At 62.8% G+C, this 17274-nt stretch carries 13 protein-coding genes; 6 read left to right on the top strand and 7 right to left on the bottom strand.

What is annotated here, in order from left to right; translation table 11 throughout:
• Positions 1–82 precede the first annotated feature (82 nt).
• From BMX04_RS15980 to mdoH, 4 genes are read left to right on the top strand one after another with little or no spacing between them, the layout of a single operon-like run.
• Positions 83–1459 (top strand): tetratricopeptide repeat protein, encoded by a 1377-nt coding sequence (locus BMX04_RS15980; RefSeq protein ID WP_074787891.1) that lies wholly within the window; start codon positions 83–85, stop codon positions 1457–1459.
• 36 nt (positions 1460–1495) lie between these two features.
• Positions 1496–2725, top strand: coding sequence for an OpgC family protein (locus BMX04_RS15985; protein WP_074787892.1), 1230 nt, complete (start codon positions 1496–1498; stop codon positions 2723–2725).
• Positions 2722–4227, top strand: a complete 1506-nt coding sequence (locus tag BMX04_RS15990; RefSeq protein ID WP_074787893.1) for an OpgD/OpgG family glucan biosynthesis protein — start codon at positions 2722–2724, stop codon at positions 4225–4227. The genes BMX04_RS15985 and BMX04_RS15990 overlap by 4 nt, the downstream gene beginning before the upstream one ends.
• Entirely contained in the window at positions 4215–6098 is a 1884-nt protein-coding gene (mdoH, locus tag BMX04_RS15995; protein WP_074787894.1) for a glucans biosynthesis glucosyltransferase MdoH, read from the top strand. The genes BMX04_RS15990 and mdoH overlap by 13 nt, the downstream gene beginning before the upstream one ends.
• Before the next feature lie 43 nt (positions 6099–6141).
• Here mdoH and BMX04_RS16000 read toward each other — a convergent pair whose 3' ends face one another.
• From BMX04_RS16000 to urtA, 7 genes are all read right to left on the bottom strand, one after another.
• Positions 6142–6477 (bottom strand): FmdB family zinc ribbon protein, encoded by a 336-nt coding sequence (locus BMX04_RS16000; protein WP_074787895.1) that lies wholly within the window; start codon positions 6475–6477, stop codon positions 6142–6144.
• Positions 6478–6534: 57 nt separating this feature from the next.
• A complete protein-coding gene (gene fmdA, locus BMX04_RS16005; protein WP_074787896.1) occupies positions 6535–7764 on the bottom strand; it encodes a formamidase in 1230 nt (409 codons plus the stop codon).
• 21 nt (positions 7765–7785) lie between these two features.
• The gene (gene urtE / locus BMX04_RS16010; RefSeq protein ID WP_083398213.1) at positions 7786–8475 is read right to left on the bottom strand and encodes an urea ABC transporter ATP-binding subunit UrtE; all 690 of its coding nucleotides are present in this window, start codon (positions 8473–8475) and stop codon (positions 7786–7788) included.
• 13 nt (positions 8476–8488) lie between these two features.
• A complete protein-coding gene (urtD, locus tag BMX04_RS16015) occupies positions 8489–9241 on the bottom strand; it encodes an urea ABC transporter ATP-binding protein UrtD (protein ID WP_074787898.1) in 753 nt (250 codons plus the stop codon).
• A gap of 8 nt (positions 9242–9249) precedes the next feature.
• Positions 9250–10383, bottom strand: coding sequence for an urea ABC transporter permease subunit UrtC (urtC, locus tag BMX04_RS16020; RefSeq protein WP_175477388.1), 1134 nt, complete (start codon positions 10381–10383; stop codon positions 9250–9252).
• A 22-nt stretch (positions 10384–10405) separates the two neighbouring features.
• Positions 10406–11332: an urea ABC transporter permease subunit UrtB gene (gene urtB, locus BMX04_RS16025; RefSeq protein WP_050663875.1), complete on the bottom strand. Its 927-nt coding sequence runs from the start codon at positions 11330–11332 to the stop codon at positions 10406–10408.
• Positions 11333–11458: 126 nt separating this feature from the next.
• Entirely contained in the window at positions 11459–12730 is a 1272-nt protein-coding gene (gene urtA, locus BMX04_RS16030; RefSeq protein WP_074787900.1) for an urea ABC transporter substrate-binding protein, read from the bottom strand.
• A gap of 267 nt (positions 12731–12997) precedes the next feature.
• Between urtA and BMX04_RS16035 the strand changes: the two genes are divergently transcribed.
• Both BMX04_RS16035 and BMX04_RS16040 read left to right on the top strand, forming a co-directional pair.
• A complete protein-coding gene (locus BMX04_RS16035) occupies positions 12998–16342 on the top strand; it encodes a hybrid sensor histidine kinase/response regulator (protein ID WP_074787901.1) in 3345 nt (1114 codons plus the stop codon).
• Positions 16332–17252 carry a response regulator transcription factor gene (locus BMX04_RS16040; protein WP_074787902.1) on the top strand — a complete coding sequence of 307 codons (921 nt, stop codon included), beginning with the start codon at positions 16332–16334 and terminating at the stop codon, positions 17250–17252. Before BMX04_RS16035 ends, BMX04_RS16040 begins: the two co-directional genes overlap by 11 nt.
• Positions 17253–17274: the final 22 nt, after the last annotated feature.

Genomic DNA, 17274 nt, shown 5'->3' on the forward strand with positions numbered 1-17274 from the left:
AGGTCCGTCCCGCTTTTGTTGCGGGTGTCATACATAGCGGGCTAGCTGGAGTCTGAATGATTGCCGAAAAGGATGCCGGGCTATGCGTAATGATCAATTCGGGTACGAGACTTCCGTATCATCGCCTGTGGCCCTTGCGGCATGGGACCAGATGGTGCTGGCGTTTCTTGCCCATGCCGCGACAACGCCCGATCATCTTGGCACGGTGCTGAGCGAGGCGCCGGAATTCGCGATGGCGCATGCCACCAAGGGGCTGTTTTGCCTGATGCTGGGCAAGTCCGAGATGACCGAGACCGCGCAGCAGGCCTATCAGGCGGCGCTTGCCTGTGCGCGCGAGGGCAATCCGACGGCGCGCGAGATGGGCTATGTGCGCGGCCTTGGTGCATGGCTCGACGGGCGTCCGTCCGAGATGGTGCGCGAGATGGAAGCGGTGCTGGCGCGTTGGCCCGAGGATGCGCTGGCGATGAAGATCGGCCATGCCACCCGGTTCATCCTTGGCGACCGGCATGGCATGCGCGCCTCGCTCGAGGCGCTTTTGCCAGCCTATGACGCGCAGAACCCGGCGCGCGGTTACCTGTTCGGCTGCCACGCCTTTTCGCTTGAAGAAACCGGCGATTACGCCCGCGCGGAAACCGCCGGGCGCATGGGGCTGAGCGTTTCGCCCGATGATGCCTGGGGGCTGCACGCGGTGGCGCATGTCTTTGACATGACCTGTAATGCGCGCGCCGGGCTCGACTGGCTGGAGGGGCGCGAAGGGGCCTGGGCGCATTGCAACAACTTTCGCTACCACGTCTGGTGGCACAAGGCGCTGATGCATCTCGATCAGGGCGAGATAGACTCTGTTTTTGCCCTTTATGACCACGAGATTCGCCAAGACAAGACCGACGATTTCCGCGATATCTCCAACGGCACCTCGCTGCTGATGCGGCTGGAGCTGGAAGGCCATGACGTGGGCGACCGCTGGGAGGAACTGGCTGATATCTCAGAGCGGCGCTCTGAGGATGCCTGCCTCATTTTCGCCGATCTGCATTACATGCTGGCGCTGGTGGGCGACAATCGCGAGACGGCGATCAAGCAGATGATGGCGCGCATGCATCGTGACGCGAAGAAGACCAATGCAGGTGACCTGATGGCGCGCATGGCCAATCCGGGGCTGTCGGCCGCGACGGGGCTTGAGGCCTTTGGGGAAGGCGATTACAAGACCGCGTTCCTCAACCTTGGAAGGGCGAGACGTTCCATGCAACTGGCCGGGGGCAGCCATGCCCAACGTGATGTCTTTGAGCGGCTCACCATTGATTGCGCGATCCGGGCTGGCTTTCTCGACGAGGCCGAAACCATCCTTCAGGAACGCGCAACGCAGCGCGCCGGGCGTCTCGACAGCTATGCAAGCACGCGCCTCGACCTGATCAACGCTTCGCGCGGGAATTGGGACGAGGCCGATCGCCTGCCCGCCGAGTAACTCCGGTACGACATTTCAAAAGGAGCCGACACCGCGATGACGAGTGTTGCCGATCCGGCCATGCTACAGAGCCGCGCCAAAGAGACGGCGGCCCCGGCTGCCACGACCCGCGATATCCGGCTGGATTTTTTTCGCGGGCTGGCGATGTTCATCATCCTCTGCGCCCATACCCCGAGCAATTTCTTTACCAGCTGGATTCCGGCACGCTGGGGCTTTTCGGATGCGACCGAGATCTTCGTGTTCTGCTCCGGCATGGCCTCGGCCATCGCGTTTGGCCGCACGTTTGACCGGGCGGGATGGGCGCTGGGCACCGGGCGCGTCGGCTATCGCGTCTGGCAGGTTTACTGGGCGCATATCGGCATGTTCTTTGCCATCGCCACGCTGCTGGCGGCGTTCGATCATTTCGGCACCTTCGACAAGACCTATATCGGCACGCTGAACCTGTGGAAGTTCTTTGCCGATCCGGGGCCGCAACTGGTGGGGCTGTTCAGCCTGACCTATGTGCCCAACTATTTCGACATCCTGCCGATGTATATGGTCATCCTCGTGATGATGCCGCTGATGATGGCGCTGAGCCGGATCAGTGTCTGGGCGACGTTCGCGGCGATGGCGCTGATCTGGCTCTTCGCGCAACGCGCGGTGCTCGATACGCTGGGCCTTACGCACCTGCATCTCGGTTTCCCGGCAGAGCCTTGGTCGGACCGCAAATGGTACTTCAACCCGTTCGGCTGGCAGTTGGTGTTTTTCAGCGGCTTTGCCCTGATGCGCGGCTGGATTCCGAAACCGCCGGTGAACAAGGTCTTGATCGGGCTGGCGCTGGTGATCGTGATCGCCAATGTGCCGCTGTCGCATATCGGCATGCGGGAGTTCGGCTTTGACTGGGCGCGCGGCTGGCGCATCGACAACACCGGCCTGTTCAACAAGTCCGATTTCGGCATTCTGCGCTACGTGCATTTCCTGAGCCTCGCCTATCTGTGCTGGGTGGCGGCGGGCGATGGTGGTGCGCGGCTGAAAACCGTCGGCACGGGGCTTTTGTCGCGCGCCTGGGGTGGGCTGCTCAAGATGATCCTCAAGGTCGGGCAGCAATCGCTGGCGGTTTTCGTGTTTTCGATGGTCTTTGCGCGGCTCTCGGGGTTCGTGATGGATCAGATCGGGCGCACGACATGGAACATGGTGCTGGCCAACTGCGTTGGGTTCGCATCGTTGATCCTCGTGGCCTATTCGGTGGCGTGGTTCAAATCACATCCCTGGCGAGGCGCAAAATGATCCGGCGTGACGTTCTGAAATCGCTGAGCGCCTTTGCGCTCTTACCTCGCCTAGCCAGCGCGCAGGCGGCGCAGCCGTTTTCCGAAGCGATGCTGCTTGATCTCGCGCGCGAAGTGGCAGCAAAGCCCTATGCCAAGCGTCCGACCGTGCCGCAGGCGTGGCAGGACATGAGCTATGACGAATACCGCTCGATCTGGTTTCGCAGCAAGGATGCGATCTGGTCCGAGGCCGATAGCACGCTTGAACTCGATCTTTTTCTGCCGGGGCTCTATTTCCCACACACGGTCGAGGTGAACCTTGTCGAAGATGGCATGACGCGCACCTTGCCGTTCGATTTTTCGCTGTTCGACAAGACCGACAAGGCCCCCGATCTGCCGCTTGACGGGCATCTGGGCTATTCCGGCCTGCGCCTGCGGGCGGAACTGGAAAAGCCGGGGATTTTTCAGGAATACGCGGTGTTTCAGGGGGCCAGCTATTTCCGCGTGATCGCGCGCGATCTGGTTTATGGCCTGTCGGCGCGAGGCCTTGCGGTAGATACCGGCGGGCCGGAGGGTGAGGAGTTTCCCGATTTCACCCGGTTCTGGATCGAAAAACCCGCCCCCGGTGTCAGCACGCACACGGTGCATGCGCTGATGGAGAGCCCGTCGGTGACCGGGATTTACCATTTCACGATGCGCCCCGAGGGGGCGGAGACCGAGGTGGAGGTGCGCTGCACGCTGCTGCCGCGCGTGGCGCTGGAGAATGTGGGCATCGCGCCGCTGACCTCGATGTTCTATTTCGACGCGACGAACCGGCACCGGTTCGACGATTTCCGTGCGGCTGTGCATGACAGCGACGGGCTGAGTATTCTCAACGGCAATGGTGAAATGCTCTGGCGGCCCCTGGGCAATCCGCGCGATCTGCAAATTTCGAGCTTCGTGGACAGCAACCCGCAGGGCTTTGGCCTGTCGCAGCGGTCGCGCGCCTATTCGGATTTCCACGATCTTGAGGCGCATTACCATGAGCGCCCGAGCCTGTGGATCACCCCGGGCGAGGGGTGGGGGCGCGGCGCGGTCACGCTGGTGGAGATCCCGACTGACAAGGAGATCTACGACAATATCGTCGCCTATTGGCGTCCGCGCGAGCCGCTGGCCGAGGGGGCCGAGCACAGTTTCAGCTACGGCATGACATGGACCGGCGGCATTGAGGAGAAAAAGCCGGTGGCGCGGGTGATCGAGACCCGGGTCGGGCGCGGCTTTCCCAATGACATGCGTCAGGTGGTGACGGTCGATTTTGCCCCGCATGACGCGCTGCCCGAGGCGTATGACGATCTCGTGCTCTACGTCTATTCCAACCGGCTGGAAACCTCGGAAGGGCAGGTACAGCGCAACCCCGAAACCGGCGGTCCGCGCCTTGCCTTTTCGTTTGACCCCGGCGAGGTGACGGCGGCTGAAATCCGGGCGCAGCTGTTCCACGAGGGGCGCGGCGTGTCGGAAGTGTGGCTCTACCGATGGACCGCCTGACCCCCTTTCCCGGTGCGGCACATATGCCGCCGCCTGCCGCTCTGGATCACCCGATCCAGAGCCTGAACCGGGTGCATCACGACCCCAACGCGCCCGCCTGGCGACCCAATCTGAATTACTGGTGGCGGCGGGCGGCCACCTTTCTGCCTGCCACGCTGACCACTGGCGCGCTGGGCCTTGCCTTTGGTGACTGGCTGTCGGTCGGGGGCATGTGGTGGCTGGAATGGGTGCTGCTGGCGCTAGTGATGGTCACGTTCTTCTGGATCGCGCTGGCGGTGGGCACGGCGACGCTGGGGCTGGCCTGTCACCTGATGCAAAAGCGCGCTCAGGCGCGTGCCACGCCTGCGCCGCTGAACGTGGCGCTGTTGGTGCCGATTTATAACGAAGACACGTCAGAGGTGTTCGGCAATGCCTGTGCCATGATGTCGGCGCTGCACGCGGCGGGGGCCGCGCACCGCTTTGAGCTGTTCATCCTGTCGGACACGCAGGATGCCGCCGTCGCCATGGCCGAACAGCGCGCCTTTGCCACGCTGCGGGCGGCGCTGCCGCCCGATTGCGCGGTCTGGTATCGCCGCCGGGTGCAGAATACCGGGCGTAAGGTGGGCAATATCGGGCAATGGCTGGAAAACTGGGGCGCGGCGCATGACGCGATGCTGGTGCTCGATGCCGATAGCCTGATGAGCGCCGAGGCGATTGTCGCGCTGTCGGACGAGATGTCGGCCGATCCCACGGCGGGGCTGATTCAATCGGCCCCGATGGTGGTGGGGTCGGACACGCTCTTTGGGCGGATGCAGCAGTTTTCTGCCGCCGTTTACGGCACGCTGCTGTCCGAGGGGCTGGCGGGCTGGACCGGGTCCGAGGGCAATTACTGGGGTCATAATGCCATCCTGCGCACCCGCGCCTTTGCCGATTGTGCAGGGCTGCCGGAGATGCCGTCGCTGACCGGGCAGGGCGGTCTGATCCTGAGCCATGATTTCGTCGAGGCGGGACTGTTGCGCCGGGCCGGGTGGGCCGTGCGCTTCATGCCCTCGGTCAAGGGCAGTTACGAGGAGCCACCCGCGACCCTGATCGACTATGCGCTGCGCGACCGGCGCTGGTGCCATGGCAATCTGCAACATCTGAGCCTGCTGGCGACGCGCGGCTTTCACGCCGTGTCGCGCTTTCACCTCTTTCACGGCGCGATGAGCTATCTTCTGTCGCCTGCGTGGTTCGGATTGCTGGTGATCTGGGCGCTACTTGGCAACGGGCATAACAGCGTGATCACCTATTTCTCGCTGGAGAACCCGCTCTACCCGGTCTGGCCGGAAATGAGCCGGGTCAGTTCGGTTCTGATCCTGCTGTTCATGTATGGCATGTTGCTGGCGCCGAAGCTGATGGGCGCGGTGGCGCTTGGGCTGGCGGATGTGCCGATCCGCAGCTTTGGCGGGGCGCTGCGGTTCACCGTGTCGCTGGTGGTGGAAATCCTGCTGTCGATCCTGTTCGCGCCGATCATGATGGTGCAACAGCTTGTGGCGGTGCTGCGCTCGGTTATCGGCATGCGTCCGATCTGGTCACCGCAAGCGCGCAAGGGTGGGGATTACAGCCCCGGCACGGTCCTGAAATTCCACCTGCTGGAGACGGTGAGCGGCGCGCTGCTTGTCATCGGCATGGCGGCGGGCACGGTATCGCTCTGGCTGTTGCCGATCGCGATCAGCCTGATTGCCGCCGTGCCGCTGTCGATGCTGTCGGGGCTGAGTCTGGGCGAGTGGCGCGGGCTGCGTCATGTCATGGCCACGCCCGAGATGATCGACACGCCGCCGATCCTTCAGGATGCCCGCGCCCACCGGGCGCTGTTCCGCGCAGCGGACACGACGCCGATTGCGGCGGAATAGGGACTGTTTCATCGTCCGACGGCGGGCGGTGTGGCCTGTCGGGTTAGTGCGAGATCATCCAGGGCCGTGCCGCCGGGAAGCTCTTGGAGCCATCGGGGCGGTGCAGTGTGCGACTGGGCAATTTCTTTGACGCCGACCCGCAGCACGAGCAGCCGGGACCGTGGGATTTCGTTGATTTCGGGGCATGTTGCGCACGTTCATTGGTGGCGATGGCCGTGCGCCGTGCGCCGTCCATGTTGGCGAAGGCCGGGGCGCGCAACAGCACGCGGGGTGAGGATGCGGCGCAGGTCGGGCAGGCGCAGGGTCGATCAAAATCCGCCATGGCGGCAAAGCCGTTGAACGGACCGCAATCGGGGCAGTTATAGTCGTAATAGGGCATGTCTGTCTCCGGGTTTGGGGGCCGGGCGGATCGTGTGCGACCCGCCCGAACGCGTGATCAGAGATCCGGGGCGAGCGGGATATCGACCGAGCCGTCGAGATGTTTGGTCGGCCCGTCAGAGCCCGGCATGATGTCGAACTCGAAAATCTCGTTCGGAAGCCAGAGCGTCGCGCAGGCGTTGGGAATATCCACCACGCCCGAGATATGGCCCTGCACCGGGGCGGTGCCGAGGATGGCGTAGGCCTGCGCGCCGGTATAGCCGAACTTCTTGAGATACTCGATCGCGTTGAGACAGGCCTGGCGATAGGCGACATGCACGTCGAGATAGTGCTGATGCCCGCTCTCATCGACGGAGATACCCTCGAAGATCAGGTAATCGTCGTATTTCGGCGTGATCGGGGAGGGTTTGAAGATCGGGTTCTTGATGCCGTATTTCTCCATCCCGCCCTTGATCAGTTCGACCTGGATATGCAGCCAGCCGGCCATCTCGATGGCACCGCAGAAGGTGATTTCGCCGTCGCCCTGACTGAAGTGCAGGTCGCCCATCGAAAGCCCCGCCCCGTCTACGTAAACCGGGAAAAAGCAGGTCGCCCCGCGCGACAGATCCTTGATGTCGCAATTGCCGCCATGCTCGCGGGGCGGCACGGTGCGCGCGGCCTCGGACGCGGCTTTCATCTTTTCATCGCCGGTGAGTTTTCCCATATGCGCGGACTGCGTGTCGGGCAGGGCGGCCAAGGGGGGCACGCGCCCGGGATCGGTGTCGACCAGTGCCTTTTCGCGGCTGTTCCACATGTCCAGCATCTTGCGGTCCGGCAGGCAGCCGATCAGGCCCGGGTGAATGAGCCCTGCGTATTTCACCCCCGGCACGTGGCGCGACGAGGTGAACATGCCATGAAAATCCCAGATGGATTTCTGCGCCTCGGGGAAGTGATCGGTCAGGAAGCCGCCGCCGTTCTGCTTGGAGAAAAAGCCGTTGAAGCCCCAGTTCATCTCTTCCTTGGCGCCGATATCGAGGATGTGGACCTTGAGCAGATCGCCCGGTTCGGCCCCTTTCACGCCGATCGGGCCAGAGAGGTAATGCACCTGTTCCAACTCAACATCGCGCACGTCGGCGGCATCGTCGTCATTCTTGATCTGGCCGCCGGTCCAGTCATAGGTTTCGATCTTGAAATCGTCCCCCGGCTCGACCCAGACGGCGATGGGAATGTCGGGATGCCAGCGGTTGTGCACCGCCTCGTTGGTGTGCGGGCTTTCGGAAAGATCGACCGAGATAAGCGTATCTGCCATGTTGTCCTCTCTTTGCTTTGGTCAAACGGATAGGAATTTCGAGACTTTCGCCTCGTCGATGCCCTCGCGCGGGCTGTCATGGACGAAGGTGCCGTTTTCCAGCACGACCACCCGGTCAGCGACGTCGAGCGCGAAGGTCAGGACCTGTTCGGAGACCACGATGGACAGGCCCTTTTCATCGCGGATCTGGCGCAGGGTGCGCGCCATCTCGCGGATGATCGACGGCTGGATGCCCTCGGTCGGTTCATCCAGAAGCAGCACCTTGGGACGCGAGGCGAGCGCGCGGGCGATGGCCAGCTGCTGTTGCTGGCCACCCGACAGGTTGCCGCCGCGCCGCGATTTCATGTCGAGCAGCACGGGGAAGAGTTCGTAGATATCCGGGGGCACGGTGCTCTCGCCGGTCACGGTCAGCCCGGTTTCGACATTTTCCTGCACCGTCATCGAGGAAAAGATCATCCGGCCCTGCGGCACATAGGCGATGCCGTTGGCCACGCGCTGATGCGGCTTGAGGTCGGTGACGGTCTTGCCCTCGACGGTCACGGTGCCGGATCTGGTCGGCATGATCCCCATGAGTGTCTTCATCAGCGTGGTCTTGCCCATGCCGTTGCGCCCCATGATCGCGATGATCTCGCCCGGGGCGACGTCGAGATCGAGCCCGTGCAGCACCTCGCTCTCGCCGTAGGCCGAGCGGAGTTCCTTGACGTTTAACATGGTGCTCTCCTTTTCAGTGTCCGAGGTAGACTTCGACGACCTTGGGGTCGTTTTGCACATGCTCCATCGACCCTTCCGACAGGACCTGCCCCTGGTGCAGGACGGTCACGCGGGTGGCGATATCGGCGACAAAGCCCATGTCGTGCTCGATCACGATCACCGACCGGTCGGCGATGATGCGGTTGAGCAGATCGGCCGTCTTGCGGCGCTCGGCCACGGACATGCCTGCGACCGGCTCGTCGAGCATCAGGAGTTCGGGGTCCTGGATCAGCAGCATGCCGATTTCGAGCCATTGTTTCTGGCCGTGGCTGAGGAAGGCCGCCTTCTGGCCGAGATGTTCGGTAAGAAAGACCATCTCGGCGATTTCCGTGATCCGCTCGCGCACGGCGGCGTCGCGCCGGAAGAACAGGGCACCGAAGACCCCGTGCCCCTTTGGATAGCTGATTTCGAGATTGGCGAAGACGCTCAGGTCTTCGTAGACCGAGGGGGTCTGGAACTTGCGGCCCACCCCGGCATGCACGATCTGGTCCTCGCGCATTTTCAAGAGGTTCTGGCCCTTGAATGTGATCGAGCCCGAGGTGGCGCGGGTGCGCCCGCAGATCAGGTCGAGCACCGTGGTCTTGCCCGCGCCGTTGGGCCCGATGATGACCCGGCATTCATTGGGTTCGACATAGAAGCTGAGGTCGTTGACCGCCTTGAACCCGTCGAAGGACACGGTGAGGTCTTCGACCATCAGAACGAAGTTCTTGTTGTTGTAGTCCAGCATGGCTCACCTCATTCCGCGGGGGTTTTTTCGGCCGTGGATGCGGCGGTGTCATTCGCCGCACCGGGCCAGAGGCGCATCAGGCGCGGCTCGACATGCTCGGACCAGAGGCCGGCCAGACCGTTGGGAAAGGCCATGACCACGGCGATGAAGAGCGCGCCCAGGCCGAACAGCCACAATTCCGGAAAGCTCTCGGAAAAGCTGGTCTTGGCGTAGTTCACCAGAAGCGTGCCGTAGACCGCCCCGAGGATCGACAGCCGCCCGCCGACGGCCGCATAGATCACCATCTCGATCGAGGGCACGATGCCCACGAAGCTGGGCGACATGAAACCCACCTGAAGCGTGAACATCGCCCCGCCGATGGCGGCGAAGGCCCCGCCGAGGCAGAAGATGAAGATCTTGAAATTGGCCACGTCATAGCCCGAGAACCGCACCCGGTCCTCTTGATCGCGCATTGCGATCAGGAGGCGGCCCAGCTTGGATTTGCGGACGAATTGCGCGATCAGCAGAACCACGAACAGCAACCCGCCATTGACGAAGTAGAGCAGGGTCTTGGCCTCGTCGGTGCGGATGTCCCAGCCGTTGAGGGTGCGCAGGTCGGTGATGCCGTTGACGCCGCCGGTAAAGCCCTGCTGCCCGATGATCAGGATCGTCAGGATCGCCGCGATAGCCTGGGTGATGATCGCGAAATAGACCCCGCCGACCCGGCGGCGGAACATCGCGACACCGATGATGAAGGAAAACACGACCGGCACCACGATCACCGCCACGAGTGTGAAGGCCAGCGAGTTGAACGGCTCCCACCACCAGGGCAGGGCGGTGATCTGGTTCCAGTCCATGAAATCCGGAATGCCGGGGGTGGACTGGATCGCGGTGTTTTCGGGCGAGGAGGCCTCGAGCTTGAGGAACATCGCCATACAGTAGCCGCCAAGCCCGAAGAAGACGCCCTGACCAAGGCTGAGAATGCCGCCCACGCCCCAGCACAGCACGAGGCCGATGGCGACGAAGGCGTAGGTCAGATACTTGCCGAAGAGGTTCAGGCGGAAGGGTTCGAGCAGTGCGGGAAACACGATGAAGATGATTGCCGCGAGGATCGCATAGCCGACAAGATCGCGCCGGGTCATGAAGGAGTGTTTGATCGGCATGGGGTGCATCGTTGCCTCCGGCTTACTTGCGCAGTTTCAGGGAGAAGAGGCCCTGCGGGCGCAGCATAAGGATGCCGACCACGGTCAGCAGGGTGAGAACCTTGGCCATCGAGCCGGACAGGAAGAATTCCATGATCGACTGGGCCTGGCTGATCGAGAATGCGCTGGCGATGGTGCCCAGAAGGCTGCCCGCGCCGCCGAAGACCACCACGAGGAAGGTGTCGACGATGTAAAGCTGGCCGGAAGTCGGCCCGGTGGAGCCGATCATCGTGAAGGCTGAACCCGCCACGCCCGCCACGCCGCATCCGATGGCGAAGGTCATCCGGTCCGTCCAGGCGGTGTTGATGCCCACGGCATCGGCCATCTGGCGGTTGTTGTTGATTGCGCGCACCTGCTTGCCCCAGCCCGAGCGATACATCATCACGTAGACGCCGACGGAAATGCTGATGGCGAGCACCATCACGAAAATGCCGTTGATCGGCACCTCGATCAGGTCGGTGATCGGCAGCGAGCCCATCATCCAGTCGGGGATCGACACCCCCACCTCGCGCGCGCCGAAGACTGTGCGGTAGGTCTGTTGCAGGATCAGGCTGAGCCCCCATGTGGCCAGCAGCGTGTCGAGCGGGCGTTTGTAGAGATGCCGGATCAGGGCCCATTCCACCAGCATCCCGAGCGCGCCCGCCGCGACAAAGGCGACCGCCATCGCGACGAAGAAATACATGCTGAAGAGGGCGGGCATGTAAGCGGAGAAGAGGTTCGACATCAGGTAGGTGACATAGGCACCGAGAATCATGAATTCGCCATGCGCCATGTTGATGACGCCCATCTGGCCAAAGATGATCGCGAGACCGAGCGCCATCAGCACGAAGACCGAGAACAGGATGAGACCGGCAAAGCCCTGCATGGCAAAGATCGCGATCAGGTCGCTGGTGGAATAGTCTGCAAACATGGCATGTCTTCCGTTTCTGATGGCAGCGGGAGAAGGGTCAGGGGGCTGCGCCGCGTGGGACCAACGCGGCGCAGGAGGGGCGCGCTATCCGGCCCAGGTCTGGTGCGGGCGGATAGCGGACAGCCCTTACTGGTAGCCTTCGGGGAACGGATCGGGCTCGACCAGATCGGCGGTCTCGAACACGACCTCGTATTGACCATCCGCCTTGGCGCGGCCGACCCGTGTCTTGGACCACAGGTGATGGTTCTCATGCACCTTGACGTAACCCTCGGGCGCGGAAGTGAGCTCGATGCCGGGGCTGGCCTCGCGGACCTTGTCGACGTCGAAGGAGCCTGCCTGTTCCACGGCGGCCTTCCACAGCCAGGGCCCGAGATAGGCCGCCTGCGTGACGTCACCGATGACGATCTCGTCGCCCCACATGTCCTTGAATGCCTTGACGAACGCCTGGTTGTTCTCGTTTTCGAGGCTCTGGAAATACTTCATGCAGGCATAGGCCCCGTCGATATTCTCGCCACCGATGCCGCGGATTTCGTCCTCGGTCACGGAAATGGTCAGGACAATCGGGCTTTCCTCGGTCGGGTCGATGCCCGCTGCGGTCAGCTGCTTGTAGAAGGCCACGTTCGAGCCACCCACGACGATGGCGTAGATCACGTCGGGCTTGCGCAGGCGGATCTTGTTGATCACCGAGTTGAACTGCGTGTGGCCGAGCGGGTAATACTCTTCGCCCACGACCTTGCAGCCGTCCATGAAGTTCTCGATGTGCTTGCGGGCGATCTTGTTCGAGGTGCGCGGCCAGATGTAATCCGAGCCCAGCAGGTAGAAGGTCTTGGCCCCCTTGGTCTGGTTGACCCAGTCGAGACCGGCGATGATCTGCTGGGTGGCTTCCTGCCCAGTATAGATGACGTTGGGGCTCTGCTCGAGACCCTCGTAGAAGGTGGGATAGTAGAGAAAGCCGTTATACTGCTCGAATACCGGCAGAACCGCCTTGCGGCTGGCCGAGGTCCAGCAGCCCATGACCGATGCGACCTTGTCCTGCACCAGGAGTTTCTTGGCCTTCTCGGCGAAGGTCGGCCAGTCGGATGCGCCGTCTTCCTGGATGAACTCGATCTTGCGTCCGAGGATGCCGCCCTGGGCGTTGATCTGCTCGATGGCCAGCTTTTCGGCCTGAACAGAGCCGGTTTCAGAGATCGCCATGGTGCCGGTGATCGAGTGCAGGATACCGCAGGTCACGGTCGTGTCGGTGACCGCAAGCCCGGTGGTGTTGACCACATCGGTGGGAAAATCTTGCGCACGCAGCATCTTGGGTGTGAACAGCGATGCCGAAAGAGCCGCCCCGCCCGCCAACACGGTGCGACGGCTCAGGTTGCTGATTTCGGGTGATTTTTTCGTATCGGTCATAGTGCCTCCTTATCAGTGCAACTGTCGTTGAGACGGCACGATTGTGCCTCTGACAAGCAAGCTGGCAGGAAATGCTGCAATGCAGTATACGTTGAATGACGTATATGGTTGGGCGTTTTTACCCTGCACAATGGCCCCTGTTTCCGGCGCTGTGCCGATGCGGCGGTGTCGTGCGTGTTTGCGTCGTGCTCGTGCTTTTTGATCCGCGCGGTTCGCGCCACAAGATTTCCGCGGCCTCGTGGCCGCTCTTCAGGACCCTGGAGGCCCATGGCCATATCGTTCAGTGCCACGGGCGGCCGACGGAAATACAATCGTTGGGTCGCCAATGAAACCATGGAGGATTTCGCCCTCCGTTACACCGCGCGGCGCGCGCGGCGCTGGAGTTACGCGCGCGTGGCCAATACCGCGCTCGGCTCGATCTCGTTTCTGGCGCTCGAGGCGATCGGCGGTGCGCTGACACTGATCTACGGCTTCGATGCCGCGATTCTCGCGATCATGCTGGCGGGGCTGATCCTGTTCCTGACCTGCCTGCCGATCAGCTATTACGGTGCGCGCTACGGGGTGGATATCGACCTTTTGACGCGTGGTGCGGGGTTTGGCTATATCGGCTCGACGATCACCTCGCTGATCTATGCCACCTTCACCTTCATCTTTTTCGCGCTCGAGGCCGCGATCCTCGCCTTTGCGCTCGAGTTCTGTTTCGGGGTACCGCTCGGGCTTGGCTATCTGCTGTCGGCGGTGGTGGTGATCCCGCTGGTGATCAACGGGTTTTCCAAGATCTCGGCGTTTCAGACCGTGACGCAGCCGTTCTGGATCATCCTGCATATCCTGCCCTTCGCGCTCTTGGCCTATTCCGGCGTCGATCTTGAAAGCTGGACCGGGTTCACCGGTGAACGCGGCGCCGAAGGGCCGACCCTGATGATGATCGGGGCGGCGATGGGGGTGGTTCTGTCGCTGATCGCACAGATCGGCGAGCAGGTGGATTTCCTGCGCTTTCTGCGTGAACCCAAGACCAAAGCCGAGCGGCGGCGCTGGTGGATCGCGCTATTGGCGGCGGGGCCGGGATGGACCGTTCTGGGCGTGATCAAGATGCTTCTGGGGTCTTTCCTGCTGACATTGGCCATCGGTGCGGCGGTGCCGCCGCGCGATGCCACCGACCCGACCAAGATGTATTTCACCGCCTTCGATCAGGTGATCACGGTGCCGTTTCTCGCCCTCGTCCTGACCGGGGCGTTCGTCATCCTGTCGCAGCTCAAGATCAATGTGACCAATGCCTATGCAGGCTCTATCGCGTGGTCCAATTTCTTTTCGCGGCTGACGCATTCGCATCCCGGGCGGGTGATCTGGCTGGTGTTCAACGTGTCCATCGCCCTGATGCTGATGGAACTGGGGGTGTTTCATGTGATCGAATCGATCCTCGGGCTTTACTCTCACGTGGCGCTTGCGTGGATCGGGGCGCTGACTGCGGATCTGGTGGTGAACAAGCCCCTCGGGCTCAGTCCCAAGGGGATCGAGTTCCGTCGCGCGCATCTTTATGACATCAACCCGGTCGGCACCGGGGCGATGCTGATCGCGGTGCTGGTATCGATCCTTGTTCTGGCGGGCGGCACGGGCGAGACGCTTCAGCCGTTTTCGTCACTGATCGCGCTGGCCACGGCATTTGTCGTGGCACCGGTCATCGCGTGGGGGACGGGGGGCAAGTACTATATCGCCCGCCCGGTCACCGCGCCCGGGCCGACAACGCCCGAAGGCACCCAGACCTGTTGCGTGTGCGAATATCGTTTCGACCCGGAGGACATGACCGACTGTCCGTTCTACGCGGGGCCGATCTGTTCGCTGTGCTGCACGCTCGATGCGTCGTGCCGGGACAGTTGCAAGCCGCACGCGACCTACGCGGTGATGTGGGTGTCGACCCTGCGGCGCATCCTGCCGCGCCGGGTCTTTTCGGTTCTGATCTCGCGGCTGTCGGTGTTCTTCATCGCCACCGCTGTGCCGAGTTCGGTCTTTGCCGGGGTGCTGTTGCTGATCCGGTCGAAGGCGGAGACTGCGCAGCTTGATGCGGTGCTGACCGTGATTTTCTGCACCGTGCTGGTGGTCAACGGCATCATCGTCTGGACCTTCATCCTGATCCGCGAAAGCCACAACAAGGCGAGGGACGAGGCCGAGGTGCAGACCCAGCGGCTGTTGCAGGAAATCCGCGCGCATGAACGCACCGACGCGGAGTTGCAGTCAGCCAAGGAAAAAGCCGAGGCGGCCAACCTTGCCAAGACCCGCTACATGGCCGGGATCAGTCACGAGTTGCGCACGCCGCTGAACGCGATTTACGGCTATGCGCAGCTGATGGAGCAGGACCGCGACATTCCGGCCGGTCGGCGTGAGGCGGTGCTGGCGATCCGGCGCGGATCAGAGCATCTGGCGGCGCTGATCGAGAACCTGCTCGATATCTCCAAGATCGAGGCGGGCCGGCTGGAGATTTACCGCGACCGGATCAACCTGCCCGCGCTCTTGCGTCAGATCGCGGCGGTGTTTCAGCGACAGGCCCGCGAAAAAGGGCTCGATTTCGCGATCCAGACCTCCGGCAACCCGCCGGAATGGATCGAGTTCGACGAAAAGCGGCTGCGCCAGATCATCATCAATCTGCTGTCCAACGCCATTAACTACACGCCGTCGGGCACGGTCACGCTGCATCTGCATTATCGCAACGAGGTGGCGCTTCTCGAGGTGAGCGATACCGGCATCGGGATCGAGGAGGAGAATATCGACCGGATCTGGAAGCCGTTCGAGAGATTTGCGCAAAAGACCTCGGCGGGGTCGGGGCTGGGGCTGACGATCACGCGGTTGCTGGTCGAGATCCTGGGCGGTGAAATCACCGTGAAAAGCGAGCCGGGCGCGGGCACGACCTTTTCGGTGCGCCTGATGCTGCCCTCGCTGCGCGAGAGCGCGATTCCGAGTGCGGCCTGGACCATGAAAGAGCGGATCATGGCCGCGGGCTATGTCGGGCCGCGCAAGACGGTGATGGTGGTGGATGACGATCACGACCACCTGCGTCTGCTGGAAACCACGCTGCGGCCTCTGGGGTTTCTCGTGCAGGCGATGCCCGATGCCGAATCCGCGCTGGCCGCGCTGGAGGATGTGACGCCGGACCTGTTCATTCTGGATATTGACATGCCGGGCATGACCGGCTGGGATCTGGCGCAGGCCCTGCGCGACCGGAGCGCGCATCTATCGACGCCGATCATGATGGTGACGGGGCATGCGCTGGAGGCGCGGCAATCCATCGACCGCAGCCAGCTTTATGATGCGTTCATCGTCAAACCCTATTCGCTGAGCGATTTTCTGGTCCGCATGGCCGGGCTGATGAAGGTCGACCTGACCACCGACGACGCAGAGGAGATCGCAAGGGCCAGTGGCATTCCGGGGGACGCGCTGGAGCGGATGATCCGGCTGGCCGAGATCGGTCATGCCGCCGGACTCAATCGGGAACTCGATACGGCGACGGGCGGGCACAAGGCCGAGACCGGGCAGGTCGCGCGGCTGCGTCGCCATCTTGATGCGTTCGATCTGCCGGGGGCGGCCCGCCTGTTGAAGGAGATGATGCAAGATGCACGCTGACACCCTGTCCAATCCCGTCTCGGCCAGCCGTTTCATCGCGCTGGTGATCGACGATGCGCCGGAAACGCTCGGGCTGGTGTCCCGCGCGCTGGAGGAGAACGGCATGACCGTTCTGGTCGCCCGCTCTGGCGAGGATGGCATTGATCTGGCCCAAAGGGTGCAGCCCGATGTCATCCTTCTGGATGCGATGATGCCCGGTCTGGACGGGTTCGAGACTTGTCGCAGGCTCAAGATCGCGCCGGGCGCGATGGCGGCGCCGGTGATCTTCATGACCGGGATGTCGGAGTCAGAGCATATTCTGAAGGGGCTTCAGGCCGGGGGCGTGGACTATATCACCAAGCCGGTCGTGGTCGAGGAATTGCTGGCACGGATCACCACGCATGTTCTGAACGCGCGCGCGATTCAATCGGCGCGCGCGGCGTTGCATTATGCCGGTCAGACGGTGGTGACCTTTGCCATGGATGGCCGGATCAGCTGGGGCACGCCCAAGGCGGTGGAGCGGCTCTCGGAGACGCCACTGGCGGCAGGCGGGGTTGCGTCCGGGCCGGTTCAGGCCTGGCTGGAGCGGCTTGGCTCGCAGCCCATGTCGACCGCGATACCCTATGTCGAGGGGCGGCTGAAACTCGTTTATCTGGGCCAGTTTCAGGGTGAGATCGTGGTGCGCCTCAAGGAAGACGAGCCGGAGATCAGCGAGGATGAGCGTCTGGCCAAGGTGTTCGCCCTGACAGCGCGCGAGGCGCAGGTGCTGCTGTGGCTGTCGCACGGCAAGACCAATCGCGATATCGCCGAAATCCTGTCGCTGAGCGCGCGCACGGTGAACAAGCATCTCGAACAGGTCTTTCACAAGATGGGGGTCGATAACCGCACCTCTGCCGCCGTGATGGCGGACCGGGCGCTGCACGGGATGTAAGCCTGTCGGACGCTTGAAGGCT

The sequence above is a fragment of the Roseovarius tolerans genome (assembly GCF_900109855.1).
Taxonomy (GTDB): Bacteria; Pseudomonadota; Alphaproteobacteria; order Rhodobacterales; family Rhodobacteraceae; genus Roseovarius; species Roseovarius tolerans.

Coding starts and splice junctions, on each gene's coding strand:
- BMX04_RS15985 (WP_074787892.1), top strand. CDS start 1,496: ATGACGAGTGTTGCCGATCCGGCCATGCTACAGAGCCGCGCCAAAGAG.
- BMX04_RS15990 (WP_074787893.1), top strand. CDS start 2,722: ATGATCCGGCGTGACGTTCTGAAATCGCTGAGCGCCTTTGCGCTCTTA.
- BMX04_RS15980 (WP_074787891.1), top strand. CDS start 83: ATGCGTAATGATCAATTCGGGTACGAGACTTCCGTATCATCGCCTGTG.
- urtE (WP_083398213.1), bottom strand. CDS start 8,475: ATGTTAAACGTCAAGGAACTCCGCTCGGCCTACGGCGAGAGCGAGGTG.
- BMX04_RS16035 (WP_074787901.1), top strand. CDS start 12,998: ATGGCCATATCGTTCAGTGCCACGGGCGGCCGACGGAAATACAATCGT.
- urtB (WP_050663875.1), bottom strand. CDS start 11,332: ATGTTTGCAGACTATTCCACCAGCGACCTGATCGCGATCTTTGCCATG.
- urtA (WP_074787900.1), bottom strand. CDS start 12,730: ATGACCGATACGAAAAAATCACCCGAAATCAGCAACCTGAGCCGTCGC.
- urtD (WP_074787898.1), bottom strand. CDS start 9,241: ATGCTGGACTACAACAACAAGAACTTCGTTCTGATGGTCGAAGACCTC.
- BMX04_RS16040 (WP_074787902.1), top strand. CDS start 16,332: ATGCACGCTGACACCCTGTCCAATCCCGTCTCGGCCAGCCGTTTCATC.
- BMX04_RS16000 (WP_074787895.1), bottom strand. CDS start 6,477: ATGCCCTATTACGACTATAACTGCCCCGATTGCGGTCCGTTCAACGGC.
- fmdA (WP_074787896.1), bottom strand. CDS start 7,764: ATGGCAGATACGCTTATCTCGGTCGATCTTTCCGAAAGCCCGCACACC.
- urtC (WP_175477388.1), bottom strand. CDS start 10,383: ATGCCGATCAAACACTCCTTCATGACCCGGCGCGATCTTGTCGGCTAT.
- mdoH (WP_074787894.1), top strand. CDS start 4,215: ATGGACCGCCTGACCCCCTTTCCCGGTGCGGCACATATGCCGCCGCCT.